The organism is Enterococcus sp. AZ009 (assembly GCF_050548785.1).
Classification (GTDB): domain Bacteria; phylum Bacillota; class Bacilli; order Lactobacillales; family Enterococcaceae; genus Enterococcus_D; species Enterococcus_D entomosocium.
The window spans coordinates 373,705-389,679 of the sequence record NZ_CP172960.1 but is presented as its reverse complement, the minus strand read 5'-3'; the positions used below and the strand labels follow the sequence as shown (position 1 = coordinate 389,679).

Genomic DNA, 15,975 nt, shown 5'->3' with positions numbered 1-15,975 from the left:
CTTTCTTATGCCCTTCTTTCTGCACTTGTGGTACACTTTATTAGGAACGAAACTTGCTTTCGTCATTTTTACATAGTAGGAGGAATCACATCATCAATGATTACAATGGATGATATTATTCGCGAAGGCAATCCAACCTTGCGTGAAGTAGCAAAAGAAGTACCTTTTCCTTTGAGCGAAGAAGATATCGCACTAGGAAAAGAAATGATGACCTTTTTAGAAAACAGCCAAGACCCAGTCAAGGCAGAAGAACTCGAATTAAGAGGTGGTGTTGGTCTAGCAGCTCCTCAATTAGATATTTCAAAACGAATCACAGCGGTCCTCGTCCCTAGCAGCGACCCAGAAAAAGCAGAACCTGATTTTAAAGATGTTCTTTACAATCCTAAAATTCTAAGTCATTCCGTGCAAGAAGCTTGTTTGGGTGAAGGCGAGGGCTGCCTGTCCGTGGACCGTGAAGTCCCTGGCTACGTGGTACGCCATGCCCGGATCACGATCAGCTATTACGACATCAACGGCAAAAAGAAAAAAGTTCGTTTAAAGAACTATCCTGCGATCGTCGTTCAGCATGAGATCGATCATTTGAACGGGGTCATGTTCTACGATCATATCAATCAACAAAATCCTTTTTCATTGAAAGAAGGCATTTTAGTCATCGACTAACTAAAAAGTCTCTACCGACATTTTGCGGCAGAGACTTTTTTTCTTCTATATTATTGAGTATCCTCTGGATATCTTCCTTCAAGGTTTTGGCGTTAATTGCCTTTTGCTAGGCTTTCTTGATGATCGGCTTTGATTTTTTCTAATAACGCCGGTTGTTCAAAAAGATCTAACGCGGTCAGCGCTAAAAGTTCAGCCGCGATAGCGATCGACTGCAAGCCTTTTTCACTCTTGGCAGCGGCTTTGAATTCTTCCGAATGACCCGCAATGTAGTCATCTGAAATCGAAACGGTGGGTTGGATCGTCGGGATCACTTGACTGACATTGCCGACATCAGAAGAACCAAGACTTGTTTTGGCTTCCGTATCGATCTCATCGGCAGGTACGCCCGCTTCTTGGGCATGGGCAAAGAAGATCTCGTCAAAACTTGGTGTCACGATCACATCGTCGACGGAGTTTTGGAACAAGCCGAATTCATAGGTCGCTCCCGTGGCTAAAGCGGCTCCTTTGACGATGTTTTCGACTTTCTCGTAGACATCGTTCAAGGTCGCACGATTGGCTGCTCGTAAATAAAAACGACCGGCTGCATATTCTGGCACGACATTGGCTGCCACGCCACCATCGGTGATCACACCATGAATATTGACGTCTTTTGGTAAGTGCAGACGCAATCCATTGATCCCGTTAAAGACTTGCAGCAATGCTTCTAACGCGTTGATGCCTTTTTCTGGTGCAGCTGCCGCATGGGAAGCTCGACCATAGAACTTGATATCCACTGGATCATTGGCTAATGACGCTGTCGTTTTGCCATAGCGATGGGCTGGATGGACACAAAGAGCGGCATCGACATCATTGAAGAACCCTTCACGGACAAAACTGCCTTTAGCGGAACCATTTTCCCCACCTTCTTCTCCTGGCGTCCCATAGACTCGAATCTCCCCGCCTAGCTCATCGATGAAAGGTTGCAGGGCACTGGCTGCTAAGACGGAATAAGTCCCGAAGAGATTGTGCCCACAAGCATGACCGATCCCTGGTAACGCATCGTACTCAGCTAAAAAGGCAATCGTCGGGCCCGGTTTTCCACTGACATAGCGGGCATCAAAGCCGGTGCGATGTCCTGCGACATCCTTTTTAACAGCAAAGCCTTCTTTTTCTAATTGGGCGATCAGGGCATCGGCTGAGTAAAACTCATAGTTGCTGACTTCTGGGTGATTATGGATATCTAATGCCAAGGCTTGATAAGCGGCTAAACGCTCTTGGATAAATGGTTTAATCGTTGCTTTTGTAATAGTTGCTGTTGTCATAATCAAATCTCTCCTTTTTCTTACATGGTTTTTTTCAGTGTTTTTATCAAATTACATAGCACTTATTTTGCTCCAAAGGTTTCCCAAGCAGGAACACTTGATCCTTTTGACGTTTCCTCGATGACTTTTTTCGTATCCTCTGTTTGGTAAGCAGCAACCACTTTTTGGTAAACTTCATTGTCTTCATCTTCTTTACGGGCGGCAATGATGTTGACGTAAGGACGGGCCGTTTCATCAACAGGCTCTAAAAAGATTGCATCTTCGGTAGGCACAAATCCTGCATCTACCGCCATGCCGCTATTGATAACAGAAACATCGACATCGGAAAGTGCCCGGGCTGTTTGCGCTGCATCAAGTTCCGAAATTTCTAAATTCAAACGGTTTTCAGTAATATCCGCGACCGTTGGTGTTTGTCCGGCTGCTTCATCCACTTTGATCAATCCAGCTGATTGTAACAAGAGCAATGCCCGACCACCATTGGTCACATCATTCGGGATCGCAACTTTAGCTCCTTCAGCCAAGTCGTTGACATCCGTCACTTTGTCGGAATAAATGCCTAATGGCGCGTTGACTGTATTGCCGATCGATACGAGATCGGTACCAAATTCTTTATTATAATTGTCCAAGAAAAATTGGTGTTGGAATGAATTGAGGTCAATGGAACCATCAGCTAATGCTGCGTTGGGTTGATTGTAATCAGAGAATTGGACATATTCTAAATTGATGCCTTCATCTTTTAAACGATCTTTGACATCATCCCAGACATCGGTGTCCGCGCCAATCACTCCTAATTTCACAGTGACTTCTTCTTGATCAGTGGCTGCGGCACTGCCATTGTTTCCGCATCCGGTAATAAATAATAATGCTGCCCCTAAGACGATTGATTGTACGATTTTTTTCATTTTTTCTTCCTCCATAGACTTGCTTGTTTTTTTATTTGTACGTAAGTGGTGGTCAGTGTGATACTCGTTTAATGAGTAGGTTGCTGACAAATTGACTGATAAAAACGAATACTAAGATGATCAAGGTCGCCATGATCGTGACATCGGTCTGGAATCGGTTGTACCCGCGGGTGATGGCTAAGTTACCTAAACCGCCAGCGCCAACTGCTCCTGCCATGGCGGTCAATCCGATCACATTGATCACGGTCAATGCAGAGACCCGAATGATTCCCGCCACGCCTTCTGGCAAATAGACCCGAAAAATGATGCCGAAAGGACTGGTGCCCATCGCTTCGGCTGCTTCCACGACACCGGGGTCAACTTCTAGCAAGGCAATCTCGATCTGCCGAGCAAAGAAAGGAATGATCCCAGCAATCAGAGGAACCAATGCTGCTGTTTCGCCGATCGTCGTTCCCACAAGAAATCGGGTAAAGGTTCCTAGTAACGTCAATAAGATAATGAAAGGGATCGAGCGGACCACATTGATGACTTTATCGAGAAATTCAAAGAGCGGTCGATTTTCTAAAATCCCGTTCGGTCGCGTCACTACTAGGACGATCCCTAACAAGATACCTAAGATGCCCGCAATCAAAGAGGTCCAAAAAACCATATATAAGGTTTGGATCGTTGCTGCGACAAATTCATCTTGGATCGCAACAACATTGGGAAAATATCTTTCTAATAAGGCAGCCATCTAGAATCCTCCTTTAATCACATTGTTTAATGGTTCTGCATGATTTTCTTTTAAAATATTGGTGTACACTCCTTGAGACTTCAAATATTCTAAGGCATGTTTGCGCTGTTGGTACTCTCCGGATAAGCTAACGACCAAGCTGCCGATCGGCACTTCTTGCAAGATCTCCACGTTACCGTAAAGAATATTGGTGGTCACTTTGTAGCGACTGTACAATTGGGCGATCAGTGGTTCATTGGTTTGATCCCCCACGTAGGACAGCTCCACCAGCCATTCATTCGGTGCCAAGGAAGAAAACTTCGAACTGCCGAGGATCGTTTCTAAGGCTTGGTCGATGTGCGTCGCCGTTCGGATGAAATCTTTGGTCAATGGTTTTTCTGGTTGGCTAAAAATCTGAACGCTCGAACCTTGCTCAATAACTTCACCGTCTTCCATCACTGCCACTTTGTTGCAGATTTCTTTGACAACTTGCATTTCATGGGTAATGATCACGATGGTCAAACCGAGAGTCCGATTTAATTTTTTCAACAAAGCCAATATCTGTAAGGTCGTTTTCGGATCAAGGGCGCTAGTTGCCTCATCGCACAGCAAGATCTCTGGATCATTTGCCAAAGCTCTGGCAATGGCGACCCGCTGCTTTTGCCCTCCAGATAGTTGGCTAGGAAACGCTTGGGCTTTTTCTTCCAATCCAACAAGCGCCAGCAGCTCGGTTACTTTTTGATGACGTTCCTGTTTGGACCGTCCCCCATATTTCAAGGAAAAATCCACGTTATCAAAAACATTGCGGCTGTCCATCAAGTTGAAGTGCTGAAAGATCATTCCGATCGTTTTCCGTTTTTCTCGCAGGTCTTTCGCAGAAAGTGTGGTCAGCTCCGTGCCGTTGACGACGACGCTGCCGCTGCTTGGGCGCTGCAATAAGTTGATCACACGGACGAGTGTACTTTTCCCGGCGCCTGAGTAACCCACGATGCCGTACACGTCCCCTTTGTCGATCTCGATCGATACGTTTTTGACCGCTTGGATCGCGGGTTTCTTTGATTGATTGAATGTTACTGATATATCTTTTAATGAAATCATCGTCTTCCCCCTAGTTCTTGTCTTTTTCAATAAAAAAAAGGCATCCTCAAACAAGTCACCTGTGACTTGTTTGAGGACGCCTTTTTGCGTGTTACCACCTCAGTTTAAGCTGTACTCGCATACAGCTCCTTTTCGAGTACGATCATACTCTAGCCAGATAACGGTCGCTACCGTCGTCGCCTTGCAAACTACTGCTCGGAACGAATCACTCCTTGGCCATTTTCTAAAAGTCGTTTGATGCTTCTTTTCAGCTACCGAAGCTCTCTGTTGAAAAAACGTGCTTTTGTACTTACCAATTCTTCGTGTGTGGTGCTATTTGATTTTTGTGTATAAAAAAAGTCCTTTTACCAGCGTTTGCTAGTAAAAGGACGAATACTCGTGTTACCACCTTTTGTTTAGAAGGTTTCCCTTCCCTCAACCCAACGTCTAGCCGTGCTAGAGATTGGTGCACTTTGTAACGGTAGTGCGCATCCGTGATTGCCTACTTATCGACAATCAATCCTCCAAGGCCATTTTTCATCGCTTCTGACTTGACTCTTTCCACCAACCAGAGTCTCTCTTTAAAGTATCCGCGGTTACTTTCCTTCTCAACAGATTCATTATTCTTGTTGAGTTGTACTTTACTGGAAAATGAACGTCTTGTCAACAAAAAATCACAATTTTTTCATCTAAGTGTTCCCCAAGACTGCCGATAGCGTCCTTGCCAGAATGGTTTACGCCTCAATTTTGATAGAGCATGCCTTTTTCTGCTAACTGTTGTTTGGCTTTTTCCAGAGCCGCAGGATCGGTGTAACGCAACGTATGCAAGTGTACCCCATTGGTTAAATCTGAGAGCAAGCGGGCTTCTGCATGTTTGGTTTTGTTGATGAAATCAGTCACGTCTTGGTCTGTTTGAATCTGCAAATTGCCAGTGATCTCTCCATAGATTTCATGTTCAACGATGACATCGACCACTTCCACGCCACAAGCGACAAAAATCCGCAATTCTTCTTCGGTTTGTTCAGGCCGATGCTGCACCGCTAGCTTGCTGACATGCCCCGCCTCATTCAACAGTGCTTGCAGTCGATAGCCGCGAGCAGTGGCCGCGATCGCTTCACCGGCTGCTCGCAGCAAGGCAATGTCCCCAACGATGATTTGGCGACTGACTCCTAGTGATTCTGCCAGTTTGCTGGCACTGATCGCTTTGTCCGCTTGCTTCAATGCCGCTAAAATCGTTTCTCGACGTGTTGCTCCATCCATACTCATTCCTCCAATTGATTCTCTTGATAGGTTTTTGAGTGTTTCATAATTGATTGAAACATGGCTAAAATCGTTTCCTCATAGGCTTGATTTGAAATCGCCTGCCGAATATTTTCCAGCACTTTCTCTTCACGATTTTCATCTAAAACCGGCAACTGACTACTTTTCTTCAATTGCACGATTTCATTAACTGTACTCATGCGTTTTTCTAAAAGATGCGTGAGCTGCCAATCAATGTCATCGATTGCCGCTCGCTGAACAGCCAAAGGATCTTGCTGGTTGTTTTCTTCTTCCAAGTCGATCGTCTTGATGACCCGTGCCGGATTTCCCGCCAGCACAACATTGTCTGGGAATGATTTTGTGACCACACTGCCAGCCCCCACCACGACATTGTTACCTAAGCGCACCCCCGGCAAAATCGTGGCCGCGCCACCGATCCACGCGTTATCGCCAATCACGATCGGTGCCCCTAATTCTAAGCCGCTATTTCGTTTGACCGGATGCAATGGATGAGTCGCCGTAAACAACCGAACATTGGGTGCCAGCATACAGTTGTCACCAAAGGTAATTGGACAAACATCTAATAGCACACAGTCGTAGTTAGCATAGAAGTTTTTGCCGACAGAAATATTGTAGCCATAATCAAAGCGGACATTCGGTTCGATATAGATTCGACCAGTCACAGAGCCGAAAGTTTCTTTTAGTAACTGCTCTTTGATTTTTGTATCAGTTTCTTGGTTGATCAGGTTCATTTGTTCACGGGCATATTTCCGGTCTGCCACCAATTCTGGATCTGGGGAAAAGTACAATTCGCCAGCAATCATTTTCTCTTTTTCGGTACGTTGTGTCATATCATAAACTCCTTCATTCAATTTTCTGGAAAAACGTTTCGGCTGCTGCGGTCAACATGCCATATTCATTCGGGATCGCCAATGGTTCCTTATTGATGACCAACACCTGCTGGCTGTAATCGACTAGCCCTGCAAAAGGATAGACTTGCAGCGAAGTCCCCACGACCACCGTCAGGTCGGCTTGAGCAACGGCTTGAATGGCTCCCTCAATGGTTTCATCCGTAAATCCTTCCCCATAAAGCACGATCGCCGGCCGAATCTGACCGTCACATCCTGCATGGTGCCAATCCTGCAAATACGCTTGCCAAGGTACCGGATTACCGCATTTTCGGCAATAACAGTTGTACAAGGAGCCGTGAAAATCGATTCTTTGGTGACTCCCCGCTTTTTCATGCAGTCCATCGATGTTTTGTGAAACGACCCAAACTGTTTTTTTCGTTTGCAGCGCAGCCATTTTTTGATGAATGATGTTCGGCTGGGCCTGAGGATGGTAGAGGTGCTTGACGAACTGATAAAATGTTTCCGGTTCGTTTTCTAAACAGTCATGGCTTAACAAATACTCTGGCTGGACCAGTCCTTGATAGACCCCTTTTAAGGAACGGTAATCAGGAATGCCCGATGGGGTTGAAACACCGGCACCCGTCAAAAAGGTCACGGATGATGCGGCGGTGACCGTTGCGATTGCTTGCTCAATAGATACCTTCATCGTTCTAACTTCCTTTATGGCTTTTCTCTTATTCTAACCGAAAAAGAACCGTTTTTGCGAAAAATCAGCCATTTTCTTTTTTAAAAGCAACTAATGCTTTTTCTTGCGGAATTGCTTATAATAAATGCAATAAATACAAGAAGAATGGGAAAACCAAATGAAAATTTTGATTATCGAAGACAACAATGAGATCAGCGAAATGTTGGCTACTATTTTAGCAGCTGACTATACCGTCCAGCAAGCCTATTCAGGCACGGAAGGTCTGCTGCTTTTTCAGCAAGATGCTTTCGACTTGATTTTGCTAGATCGAATGCTCCCCGGTAAAGATGGGACACAAGTCTTGCAAGAGATTCGCCAAACCTCCACGGTCCCCGTCATTATCTTGACTGCCTTAGATGAACCAGCCGATGTTTCCACCCTTTTGCTGGCGGGGGCCAATGATTACTTGACCAAACCCTTCAATGTCGAAGAATTAAAGGCACGTATCATTGTTCAATTGCGAACAAATAAACAACCCCCTCCAGTTGCCAGCAGCCACTCGTATAAAAACATTCAACTGTTGCCTGACTCGTTTCAGCTGCAACGAGGAGAGGCAACGGTTCAGTTAAAGAAAAAGGAGTTTGAGATTTTTTCCCTGCTCTTAGCGAACCCCAAAAAAGTTTATACCAAAGAAATGCTCTATGAAGCTGTTTGGCAAGAACCTTACTACGGTGAAGAAAACACGATCAATGTCCATATCAGCCATTTACGCAGCAAAATCAAAACACTCGATCCAGATGAAGCGTATATCGATACTGTCTGGGGCATCGGCGTCAAGCTAGCTTAAAAAGGAGGAACCTCATGCATATACTTCAGTTTTTCGCCGCTCTGATCGTTGTGTTATTGTTTGGCTATTGGTTTTTCTTACTATATGATCTAAAAAAGTACCACCAGCAATTAACAAGAATCAGCGAAATCGAAACAAATCAAGAGATCCATTTACAGACCCGCGTCCCCGCTTTAAAAGCGATCGCCTTGTTAAACAATCAGATACTTAGAAAAAATAAGCAGCAACACTATCAAATGCTGCAAGAAAACCAGCAGTTGGAACAAGCCATTCAAAATATCTCTCACGACTTACGCACACCTTTGACGGTCGCCAGCGGCTACACACAACTGCTGCAAGCCGATGCGACCCTCACCCCGCAACAACTACAGCTGCTGGATAAAGTCAGCAGCAACCTAGAAAAAGTCGAAAATCATCTGGAACAGTTGTTGACCTATCAGCGTCTCAAAGACAATCAGCTCGCTTTGACTTTGGAAGAATTCAATCTTTCTCGTTTATTGGAAGAAGAACTGCTCCAGCTTTATCCTTCTTTTGAGGAAAACCATTTATCACTGACGGTTGCGATCCAACCCAACATCATGATCATTTCAGATAAAAAAAGCTGGCAACGAATTTTCCAAAATGTCCTTGGTAACCTGCTGGAACATGGCAGTGAAACGGGGACGATCCGCTTGAATCAGCAAGGAGATCGTATCGTTTTCCAACAAGAAAATCAGCTGAGGACACCGATCCAGCACCCAGAAAAATTGACTCACCGCTTTTATACGGAAGACCTTTCACGGCATAAACAGCAAGCCGGACTTGGTCTGTATATCATCGCGGCATTGACTAATACATTAGACGGCAAGATCCAATTGGATACAACCGAAGAGACGTTTCGTTTGACCCTTTTTTGGCAGCAGTCCGTTGAACCCCACTAACTCATGGCTATACACAAAAAACACCCAATCGCTCGACCTTCACTAGTCGATACGGTTGGGCGTTTTTCTGCTCTTACAATTCTTGTCTCTTAAACACCAGATGCGCAGCCAAGAGGCAAAGCAATAAACTGATCAGGCTCCCAAGAAAAATGGGTTGGACTGTTTCCCATGTTTGGAAAGTAGTCATGGTCACCATCTCTAACCCGCCTTGAAAGTCCAAGTATTCTAAAAACTTCCAGTTGGGTAAAGAGATTCGGGCAATCGCAAAGGCCATCGGAATAAAAATCGTCGCCAACACGCTGACCGCTGTATTTTTGGTCAAATACAAAACTAGCACTGCAAAAGAGGAAGTCGCTAATAAAATCAGTACAAAACTAACGAAATAATACAACAAGTTTTCTATCTGTGAAAGGTCATTATAACCAATCCCCCCAATAACCGTTCCCGCTACAAAGCTCACCAAACAAATCGCGACGATCTGTAAGACCAGCACCAATGTATAAACCAAGAATTTCCCAAAAAGATAAGCGGGTTTGGAGACACCAACGGTAATGATATTCTTCATGGTCCCTTTCGTGTACTCACTGCCTAAGACCTGCATCACCAATGGCAAGGAGTAATACAGCAACATGGAAGACAGACTGGTCTGGATCGCCAGAAAGCCAGTCATTTCCGTAAGGCTGCCTGCTGTTTGCGTACTATCCCCAAGAGTGACCCCTACACTACCATTGGAAACAACGGATAAAATCACCAACAATAAAATAATTCCTTCTGTGATCCAAAAACTTTTACTTCTTGATAAACGATACAAATCGGCTCGAATAAAATTCAACATCTTAATTTCCCCCTTCACTTGTTACTAACTCTTTGAAATACGACTCTAGATTTTCCCCTTCAAAAGAAATCCGGTCGATAGCGATCCCTTCATAAACCAGCTGACGGACCAGGTCACGAATCAACACATTCTCTTGATAAATATGAATTTTGTGGTCACTGACGACTTTATATTCGGAAATCAGCTGACTCTCTAGCAAGCGGCTAGCTGTGGCTACATCATCCACTTCTAATTGAATAAACCGTTTCGCCATCAGATCGAATTCGTGTTTGGTCATCTCTTTGATCAGACGCCCCTCACTAATGACCCCAAAACGTGTAGCGACTAAGTACAACTTTTCTAAAATATGACTGGAAATCAAAATCGTCATGCCGCGTTCTTGATTCAATCGTAAAAGCAGCTCCCGAAACTCAACGATCGCTACAGGATCCAGGCCATTGATCGGCTCATCTAGTATTAGAAAATCCGGTTGGTTCAATAAAGCGATGGCTAAGCCTAGCTTTTGTTTCATACCCAAAGAAAAATCACGGTATTTCTTGTGGCCAACATTGGTCAATCCGACAAACGCCAATGCTTTACTGACCGCCTCAGGTTCCACCACCCCGCTGATTTTGCAATAATAGTTCAAATTTTGCTCTGCGGTCAATTGGTCGTAAGCAACTGGGGTCTCAATCACATTACCGACCCGTTTCAGCATCTGAGTGTACACTTTGCCGCCTTCAACATCAAACAACTGCAGACTGCCACTAGTTGGTTGGATCAACTGAACGATCGCTTTTAATAGGGTCGTCTTCCCAGCGCCATTTCTCCCCACCAATCCATAAATATCTCCCTTAGCGATCGTTAGATCGACATCATGTAGCGCCTGCTGTTTGCCGTAACGTTTGTTTAATCCTTTGATTTTAAGAACATTTTCCATTTTTACTTCCTCCTTGCTTGCTTCTGTGCTCATTCTAGCAAGCAGATCTAAATCAGCTATTAACTAATTATTAATTGATTCTTAACTCGTAGTTTTCTCCAAAAAACAGTTTATTTCTATTATACACAGCTGAAAATGAACCGATCTAGAAAAACCGTCCCTTTTCAGCAAACCAACCAATAGCAGATGATCTTTTCATTACTGCTTTTGCTCTTTGTTTTTTGCCTCACAAAGAAAGAGATTCCTTCATGACAAGGAACAAAAAACGTGGTAAACTAGTCACGAATCAAAGTGAGGTGAAATACATTGGTAGCAGCTATTATTTATTGGGCAATGATCATTATCAGTTTCGGTTGGTTGGCAGTCAGCTTATATTTCTCTATCTTCTATTTAGCACGTAAAGAAAATGGCAATTTATGGGCATTCGGCTTTTTAAATGTCATCACAGCAATCATTCAAGCCATCGTCCTTGTGGTTTACCGTACCTTCGGACAAGATTGGGGCGTTACACAATACTCAAGCCTCATCTATCTAGCACTTGGCTTATTGCTTGCTTTGACAGTCATCCAAGCTGTTTTAGGCCGTGAACCAAAAGCGAAAGTCGCTTAAGGGTTCCAATAGACACTCGTAAAAACGATCCGCTTTCTCTTTGATAAAAATAGGGAAATGGTCGTTTTTTTGTTAAAAAGAATTGACATTTGGGTGCTTTTCTTCTAAACTCTGAGAAGAATCAAATTAAATACGAGTACCCTTTAACATTTAGGTAGAGGTCGCGAGGTTCATTAATCCTGCTGAGTGAAGCAACACGTTTACAGCAGAGCTAGGGAACATCGCCGAAACAAGGTCGGTTTTGCTTGCATCGATTTTGTTGGGCCGCAAATGAACAATTTGCGGACTGTCTTAGCTTGTCTAAGTTGCGCTATGTTTTGTGAAAGGTTTGTCGACGATGACCTGTCAACAGCCGTTTTCCAATCATGGAGTACGGCTGTTTTTTTGCTTTTTCATCCTTACCTGCTTGTCCAACTCGTGAAAGGAAAGAGAAAAAATGAAAAAAAGTAATTGGATCTGGGCGGTCTTCGCCCTCTGTCTAACCCTCATTCAGCTGCCCCTAACCGTGCAAGCGGATGACCAAACGCCTGCGGAACAATTCCGTGTCGGTATGGAGGCAGGCTATGCCCCATTTAACTGGACGCAAACGACGGACGCCAATGGTGCCGTGCCGATTTCTGGGGAAGAAGGCTCGGCGTTTGCCGGCGGTTACGATGTCCAGATCGCCAAACGAATCGCTGAAGGCTTAGGCAAAGAATTAGTGATCGTCAAAACTCAATGGGACGGTTTGCCGCCAGCTTTGCAAGCGGGGACTATCGATGCCGTGATCGCTGGTATGTCACCAACGGCCGAACGTCGCGAGCAAATTGATTTTACCGATCCTTACTATGAATCAGATTTGGTGGTAGTGGTTCGTAAAGATGGCGAGTTCGCCGATGCCAAAAGCCTCGCTGATCTTTCGGGGGCAAAAATCACTGCCCAGCTGAATACTTTCCATTATACCGTCATAGATCAAATCCCTGAGGTCCAAAAAGAACAAGCCATGCGGGACTTCTCCTCCATGCGCGTTGCTTTAGCTTCGGGCATCATTGACGGCTACGTCAGCGAACGTCCAGAAGGCGTCACTGCCGTCGGTGCAAATCCTGATTTGAAGATGGTCGAGTTCGATGAAGGCGCCGGTTTTGAAACCAATCCAGAAGACGTCCAAGTAGCAGTCGGAATGCGCAAAGGCGATCCTGATGTTGAAAAAGTCAATGAGATTCTTGCAGGAATTTCTGAAGAAGAACGGGTTTCCCTGATGGATCAAGCAGTCTTAGATCAACCTGCAGATGCTAGCGGAGAAACGGCGGATCAAGGTCTGATCGCTGATTTTAAAAAAATCATTGATGATTACGGCATGCTCTTTTTACGAGGCGCTGGCTTGACCTTATTCATCGCGATCCTTTCAACGATCATCGGATTGATTATCGGTCTTTTAGTCGGTATCTTCCGGACATTGCCGCTTTCAGAAAATCCAGTAGGACGTTTCTTCCAACGAATCGTCAATGGTTTACTGACCATTTATATCGAAGTTTTCCGCGGCACCCCAATGATGGTTCAAGCAATGGTTATTTTCTACGGAACTGCTCTAGCCTTTGGTGTCTCCATGAATCGCACGCTGGCAGCCGTGCTGATCGTTTCTATCAATACGGGTGCCTACATGTCTGAAATCGTTCGTGGGGGGATTTTTGCTGTAGATGACGGTCAATTTGAAGCAGCTCAAGCCATCGGAATGACCCATTGGCAAACCATGATCAAGGTCGTGTTGCCGCAAGTGATGCGCAACATTTTACCAGCTACCGGGAATGAGATCATTATCAATATCAAAGATACTGCCGTCTTAAGTGTTATCAGTGTTGCAGACCTCTTCTTCCAAGGTACATCAGCCGCTGGAACGAACTTCCAATACTTCCAAACATTTGCGATCATCGGTGTGATCTACTTAGTCTTGACCATCAGTGCCACCCAGATCTTGCGCTTTGTTGAACGCAAAATGGATGGTCCCAGTGCGTATGTCAAATTAGAAGACATCAACCCGAACGAATAAGGAGGAAGAACATGTCAGCAATCATTGAAATTGACCATTTAAAAAAGAGTTTTGGCGACAACGAAGTCTTAAAAGACATCAGTTTGTCTGTTAATAAAGGAGAAGTTGTCACGATCATCGGTTCTTCTGGTTCAGGAAAATCTACACTTCTTCGCTGCATCAACTTATTAGAAAAACCAACCAGTGGGCAAATCATCTACTTAGGTGAAAATGTGCTGGAAAAAGGCTATGACTTGCCGAAATACCGTACGCATCTAGGAATGGTTTTCCAATCCTTTAACCTATTCAACAATATGAATGTATTAGAAAACTGCGTGACGGGCCAAGTCACTGTTTTGAAACGTGATCGCAAAGAAGCAGAAGCGACTGCCAAAGAAAATCTGGAGCAAGTCGGTATGGCTCAATATGCCAATGCCAAGCCTTCCCAGCTTTCAGGTGGACAAAAACAACGGGTAGCCATTGCCCGTGCCTTATCGATGAATCCAGATGTCATGTTGTTTGATGAGCCGACTTCTGCGCTAGATCCAGAAATGGTCGGTGAAGTGTTGAAGACCATGAATACGTTAGCTCATACTGGCTTGACGATGGTGATCGTTACCCACGAAATGGGCTTTGCCAAAGAAGTGTCTGATCGGGTCATCTTTATGGATCAAGGTGTCATTGCCGAACAAGGGACGCCTGAAGATATCTTTATTCATCCAAAAGAGCAACGCACCAAAGAATTCCTTTCCCGTGTGTTGAATTAATTTTCTGTCTTGAAACACTTAGCGGTCTTCTTCCGAGCTTTTTCGTCCTTTTTCAGTAAGCTTGGAAGAATTCAATGCTAAGTGTTTTTTTATTGCAGGAGGAGGAATTGTCAGAATTTATCAAAAAATCACAAAAAACCATTGCTATTTGTTAGAAACTTTGTTATTTTTTTTAAAACTAAGGAATTATAGGAGCTTTCATTTATGGAAAAAAAGTTACAGTTTAAGGATTATATGTATGTTGGATCAATGCTTTTCGGTCTTTTCTTTGGTGCCGGAAATCTGATTTTCCCCGTTCACATGGGACAAGAAGCGGGCGCGAATGTCGGCTTAGCCAACCTTGGCTTTTTAGTTACAGGGATCGGCTTGCCATTTTTAGGGGTCATTGCTATTGGCGTTTCCCAAAGCAGCGGTGTTTTTGAATTAGCTTCTCGGATCAATCGCCGCTATGCAATGATATTTACGATTTTGCTTTATTTAGTGATTGGGCCATTCTTTGCTCTGCCTCGTTTGGCTACTACTTCTTATGAGATCGGGATCGCTCCCCATGTTTCATCAGACATGCAAACTTGGTTATTGGCGTTGTTCTCTGCCCTATTTTTTGGAGCTGCCTGGTGGTTTTCACGCAAACCTAGCAAAATCTTAGATTATGTAGGGAAGTTTCTAAATCCCTTGTTTCTGGTCTTACTAGGAGTTTTGCTCTTTTTTGCCTTTTGGCAACCACTAGGAACCATCAGCGATGCGCCGATCTATCCTAGCTATCAAAGCGATGCTTTCTTTACTGGTTTCACAAACGGCTACAATACTCTCGATGCGCTGGCATCTTTAGCCTTCGGGATCATCATCGTCTCAACGATTCGCAATATGGGGGTTGAGAAACCTGCGACGGTCGCAAAAGACACGATCCTTTCCGGCTCTGTCAGCATCGTGTTGATGGGGATCATCTATACCTTACTTTCTTATATGGGAACCAAAAGTTTAGGCCAGTTTCCCATCAGCGAAAACGGTGGGATCGCTTTGGCACAAATCGCCAACCATTACCTTGGCACTGTCGGCAGTCTGCTATTGGCATTGATCGTCATCTCTGCCTGTTTAAAAACCGCCATTGGTTTGATCACGGCCTTTTCCGAAACCTTTGCTGGATTGTTTCCAAAGCAAAGCTACGGATTCTTTATCGCTTTGACAAGTATCTTACCAGCGATCTTCGCTAATGTCGGCTTGACCAATATCATCGAGTTTTCTATTCCAGTCTTGATGTTTATCTATCCACTGGCGATCACTTTGATTTTGTTGGCGATCATCAGTCCATTATTTAACCATCGTGCCAGTGTCTATCGAATGACGACATACTTCACGTTGATCGCTGCAATCATCGACGGCTTAAATGCGAGTCCTGCAGTGATTACCAACAACGCTTTCGTGCAAGGTATCTTGTCTTTTGCGTCAGATTATCTGCCCTTTTTCCAAATCGGGATGGGGTGGGTCGTACCAGCTGCGATCGGATTTTTGATCGGTTTGCTATGGTCGTGGTTCAAAAAAGACCCTGTTTCAGCCTAAATTAGTTAAAAAGATGAAAATAACCTACCTTTTTTTAAAGGGTAGGCTATTTTTTTGATTAAAAAGAC

At 44.4% G+C, this 15,975-nt stretch carries 16 protein-coding genes, 1 riboswitch and 1 other annotated feature; of the genes, 7 read left to right on the top strand and 9 right to left on the bottom strand.

Features of this window, described 5'->3' with window-relative positions; all coding sequences use genetic code 11:
* Window positions 1-96: 96 nt before the first annotated feature.
* Window positions 97-660: a peptide deformylase gene (gene def, locus IGJ74_RS01865; RefSeq protein WP_008376209.1), complete on the top strand. Its 564-nt coding sequence runs from the start codon at window positions 97-99 to the stop codon at window positions 658-660.
* A 92-nt stretch (window positions 661-752) separates the two neighbouring features.
* Here def and IGJ74_RS01860 read toward each other — a convergent pair whose 3' ends face one another.
* The 7 genes from IGJ74_RS01860 to IGJ74_RS01830 all read right to left on the bottom strand — a co-directional run bounded on the left by IGJ74_RS01860 (window position 753) and on the right by IGJ74_RS01830 (window position 7,469).
* A complete protein-coding gene (locus IGJ74_RS01860) occupies window positions 753-1,961 on the bottom strand; it encodes a M20 family metallopeptidase (RefSeq protein WP_005232314.1) in 1,209 nt (402 codons plus the stop codon).
* A gap of 62 nt (window positions 1,962-2,023) precedes the next feature.
* Window positions 2,024-2,863, bottom strand: coding sequence for a MetQ/NlpA family ABC transporter substrate-binding protein (locus tag IGJ74_RS01855; RefSeq protein ID WP_008376213.1), 840 nt, complete (start codon window positions 2,861-2,863; stop codon window positions 2,024-2,026).
* 52 nt (window positions 2,864-2,915) lie between these two features.
* Entirely contained in the window at window positions 2,916-3,596 is a 681-nt protein-coding gene (locus tag IGJ74_RS01850; protein WP_008376215.1) for a methionine ABC transporter permease, read from the bottom strand.
* Window positions 3,597-4,673, bottom strand: coding sequence for a methionine ABC transporter ATP-binding protein (locus tag IGJ74_RS01845; protein ID WP_008376218.1), 1,077 nt, complete (start codon window positions 4,671-4,673; stop codon window positions 3,597-3,599).
* 361 nt (window positions 4,674-5,034) lie between these two features.
* Window positions 5,035-5,273: a binding site (T-box leader), on the bottom strand.
* 120 nt (window positions 5,274-5,393) lie between these two features.
* Window positions 5,394-5,918, bottom strand: coding sequence for a transcription repressor NadR (locus IGJ74_RS01840; RefSeq protein WP_016611442.1), 525 nt, complete (start codon window positions 5,916-5,918; stop codon window positions 5,394-5,396).
* Window positions 5,915-6,763, bottom strand: a complete 849-nt coding sequence (locus IGJ74_RS01835; protein ID WP_008376222.1) for a chorismate mutase — start codon at window positions 6,761-6,763, stop codon at window positions 5,915-5,917. Before IGJ74_RS01835 ends, IGJ74_RS01840 begins: the two co-directional genes overlap by 4 nt.
* A gap of 13 nt (window positions 6,764-6,776) precedes the next feature.
* On the bottom strand, window positions 6,777-7,469 hold the full coding sequence (locus IGJ74_RS01830; protein ID WP_218193151.1) for an NAD-dependent protein deacylase: 693 nt from the start codon (window positions 7,467-7,469) through the stop codon (window positions 6,777-6,779).
* 157 nt (window positions 7,470-7,626) lie between these two features.
* Between IGJ74_RS01830 and IGJ74_RS01825 the strand changes: the two genes are divergently transcribed.
* Together IGJ74_RS01825 and IGJ74_RS01820 are read left to right on the top strand one after the other, a co-directional pair.
* Window positions 7,627-8,295 carry a response regulator transcription factor gene (locus tag IGJ74_RS01825; RefSeq protein WP_005232327.1) on the top strand — a complete coding sequence of 223 codons (669 nt, stop codon included), beginning with the start codon at window positions 7,627-7,629 and terminating at the stop codon, window positions 8,293-8,295.
* Between the two features lie 14 nt (window positions 8,296-8,309).
* Window positions 8,310-9,215, top strand: a complete 906-nt coding sequence (locus IGJ74_RS01820) for a sensor histidine kinase (RefSeq protein WP_087664808.1) — start codon at window positions 8,310-8,312, stop codon at window positions 9,213-9,215.
* A 73-nt stretch (window positions 9,216-9,288) separates the two neighbouring features.
* Here IGJ74_RS01820 and IGJ74_RS01815 read toward each other — a convergent pair whose 3' ends face one another.
* Both IGJ74_RS01815 and IGJ74_RS01810 read right to left on the bottom strand, forming a co-directional pair.
* Entirely contained in the window at window positions 9,289-10,050 is a 762-nt protein-coding gene (locus IGJ74_RS01815) for an ABC transporter permease (protein WP_080555166.1), read from the bottom strand.
* A 1-nt stretch (window position 10,051) separates the two neighbouring features.
* Window positions 10,052-10,969: an ABC transporter ATP-binding protein gene (locus tag IGJ74_RS01810; RefSeq protein ID WP_218193150.1), complete on the bottom strand. Its 918-nt coding sequence runs from the start codon at window positions 10,967-10,969 to the stop codon at window positions 10,052-10,054.
* A 306-nt stretch (window positions 10,970-11,275) separates the two neighbouring features.
* On the opposite strand from IGJ74_RS01810, the gene IGJ74_RS01805 reads away from it, so the two are divergent.
* The 4 genes from IGJ74_RS01805 (at window position 11,276) to brnQ (ending at window position 15,907) form a co-directional block, all read left to right on the top strand.
* Window positions 11,276-11,578: a hypothetical protein gene (locus IGJ74_RS01805; protein ID WP_005232333.1), complete on the top strand. Its 303-nt coding sequence runs from the start codon at window positions 11,276-11,278 to the stop codon at window positions 11,576-11,578.
* Window positions 11,579-11,725: 147 nt separating this feature from the next.
* Window positions 11,726-11,899, top strand: a riboswitch (Lysine riboswitch).
* Between the two features lie 115 nt (window positions 11,900-12,014).
* A complete protein-coding gene (locus tag IGJ74_RS01800) occupies window positions 12,015-13,604 on the top strand; it encodes an ABC transporter permease subunit (RefSeq protein ID WP_016619640.1) in 1,590 nt (529 codons plus the stop codon).
* 11 nt (window positions 13,605-13,615) lie between these two features.
* On the top strand, window positions 13,616-14,350 hold the full coding sequence (locus tag IGJ74_RS01795) for an amino acid ABC transporter ATP-binding protein (RefSeq protein ID WP_005227196.1): 735 nt from the start codon (window positions 13,616-13,618) through the stop codon (window positions 14,348-14,350).
* A gap of 204 nt (window positions 14,351-14,554) precedes the next feature.
* Window positions 14,555-15,907: a branched-chain amino acid transport system II carrier protein gene (brnQ, locus tag IGJ74_RS01790; protein ID WP_008376239.1), complete on the top strand. Its 1,353-nt coding sequence runs from the start codon at window positions 14,555-14,557 to the stop codon at window positions 15,905-15,907.
* Window positions 15,908-15,975: the final 68 nt, after the last annotated feature.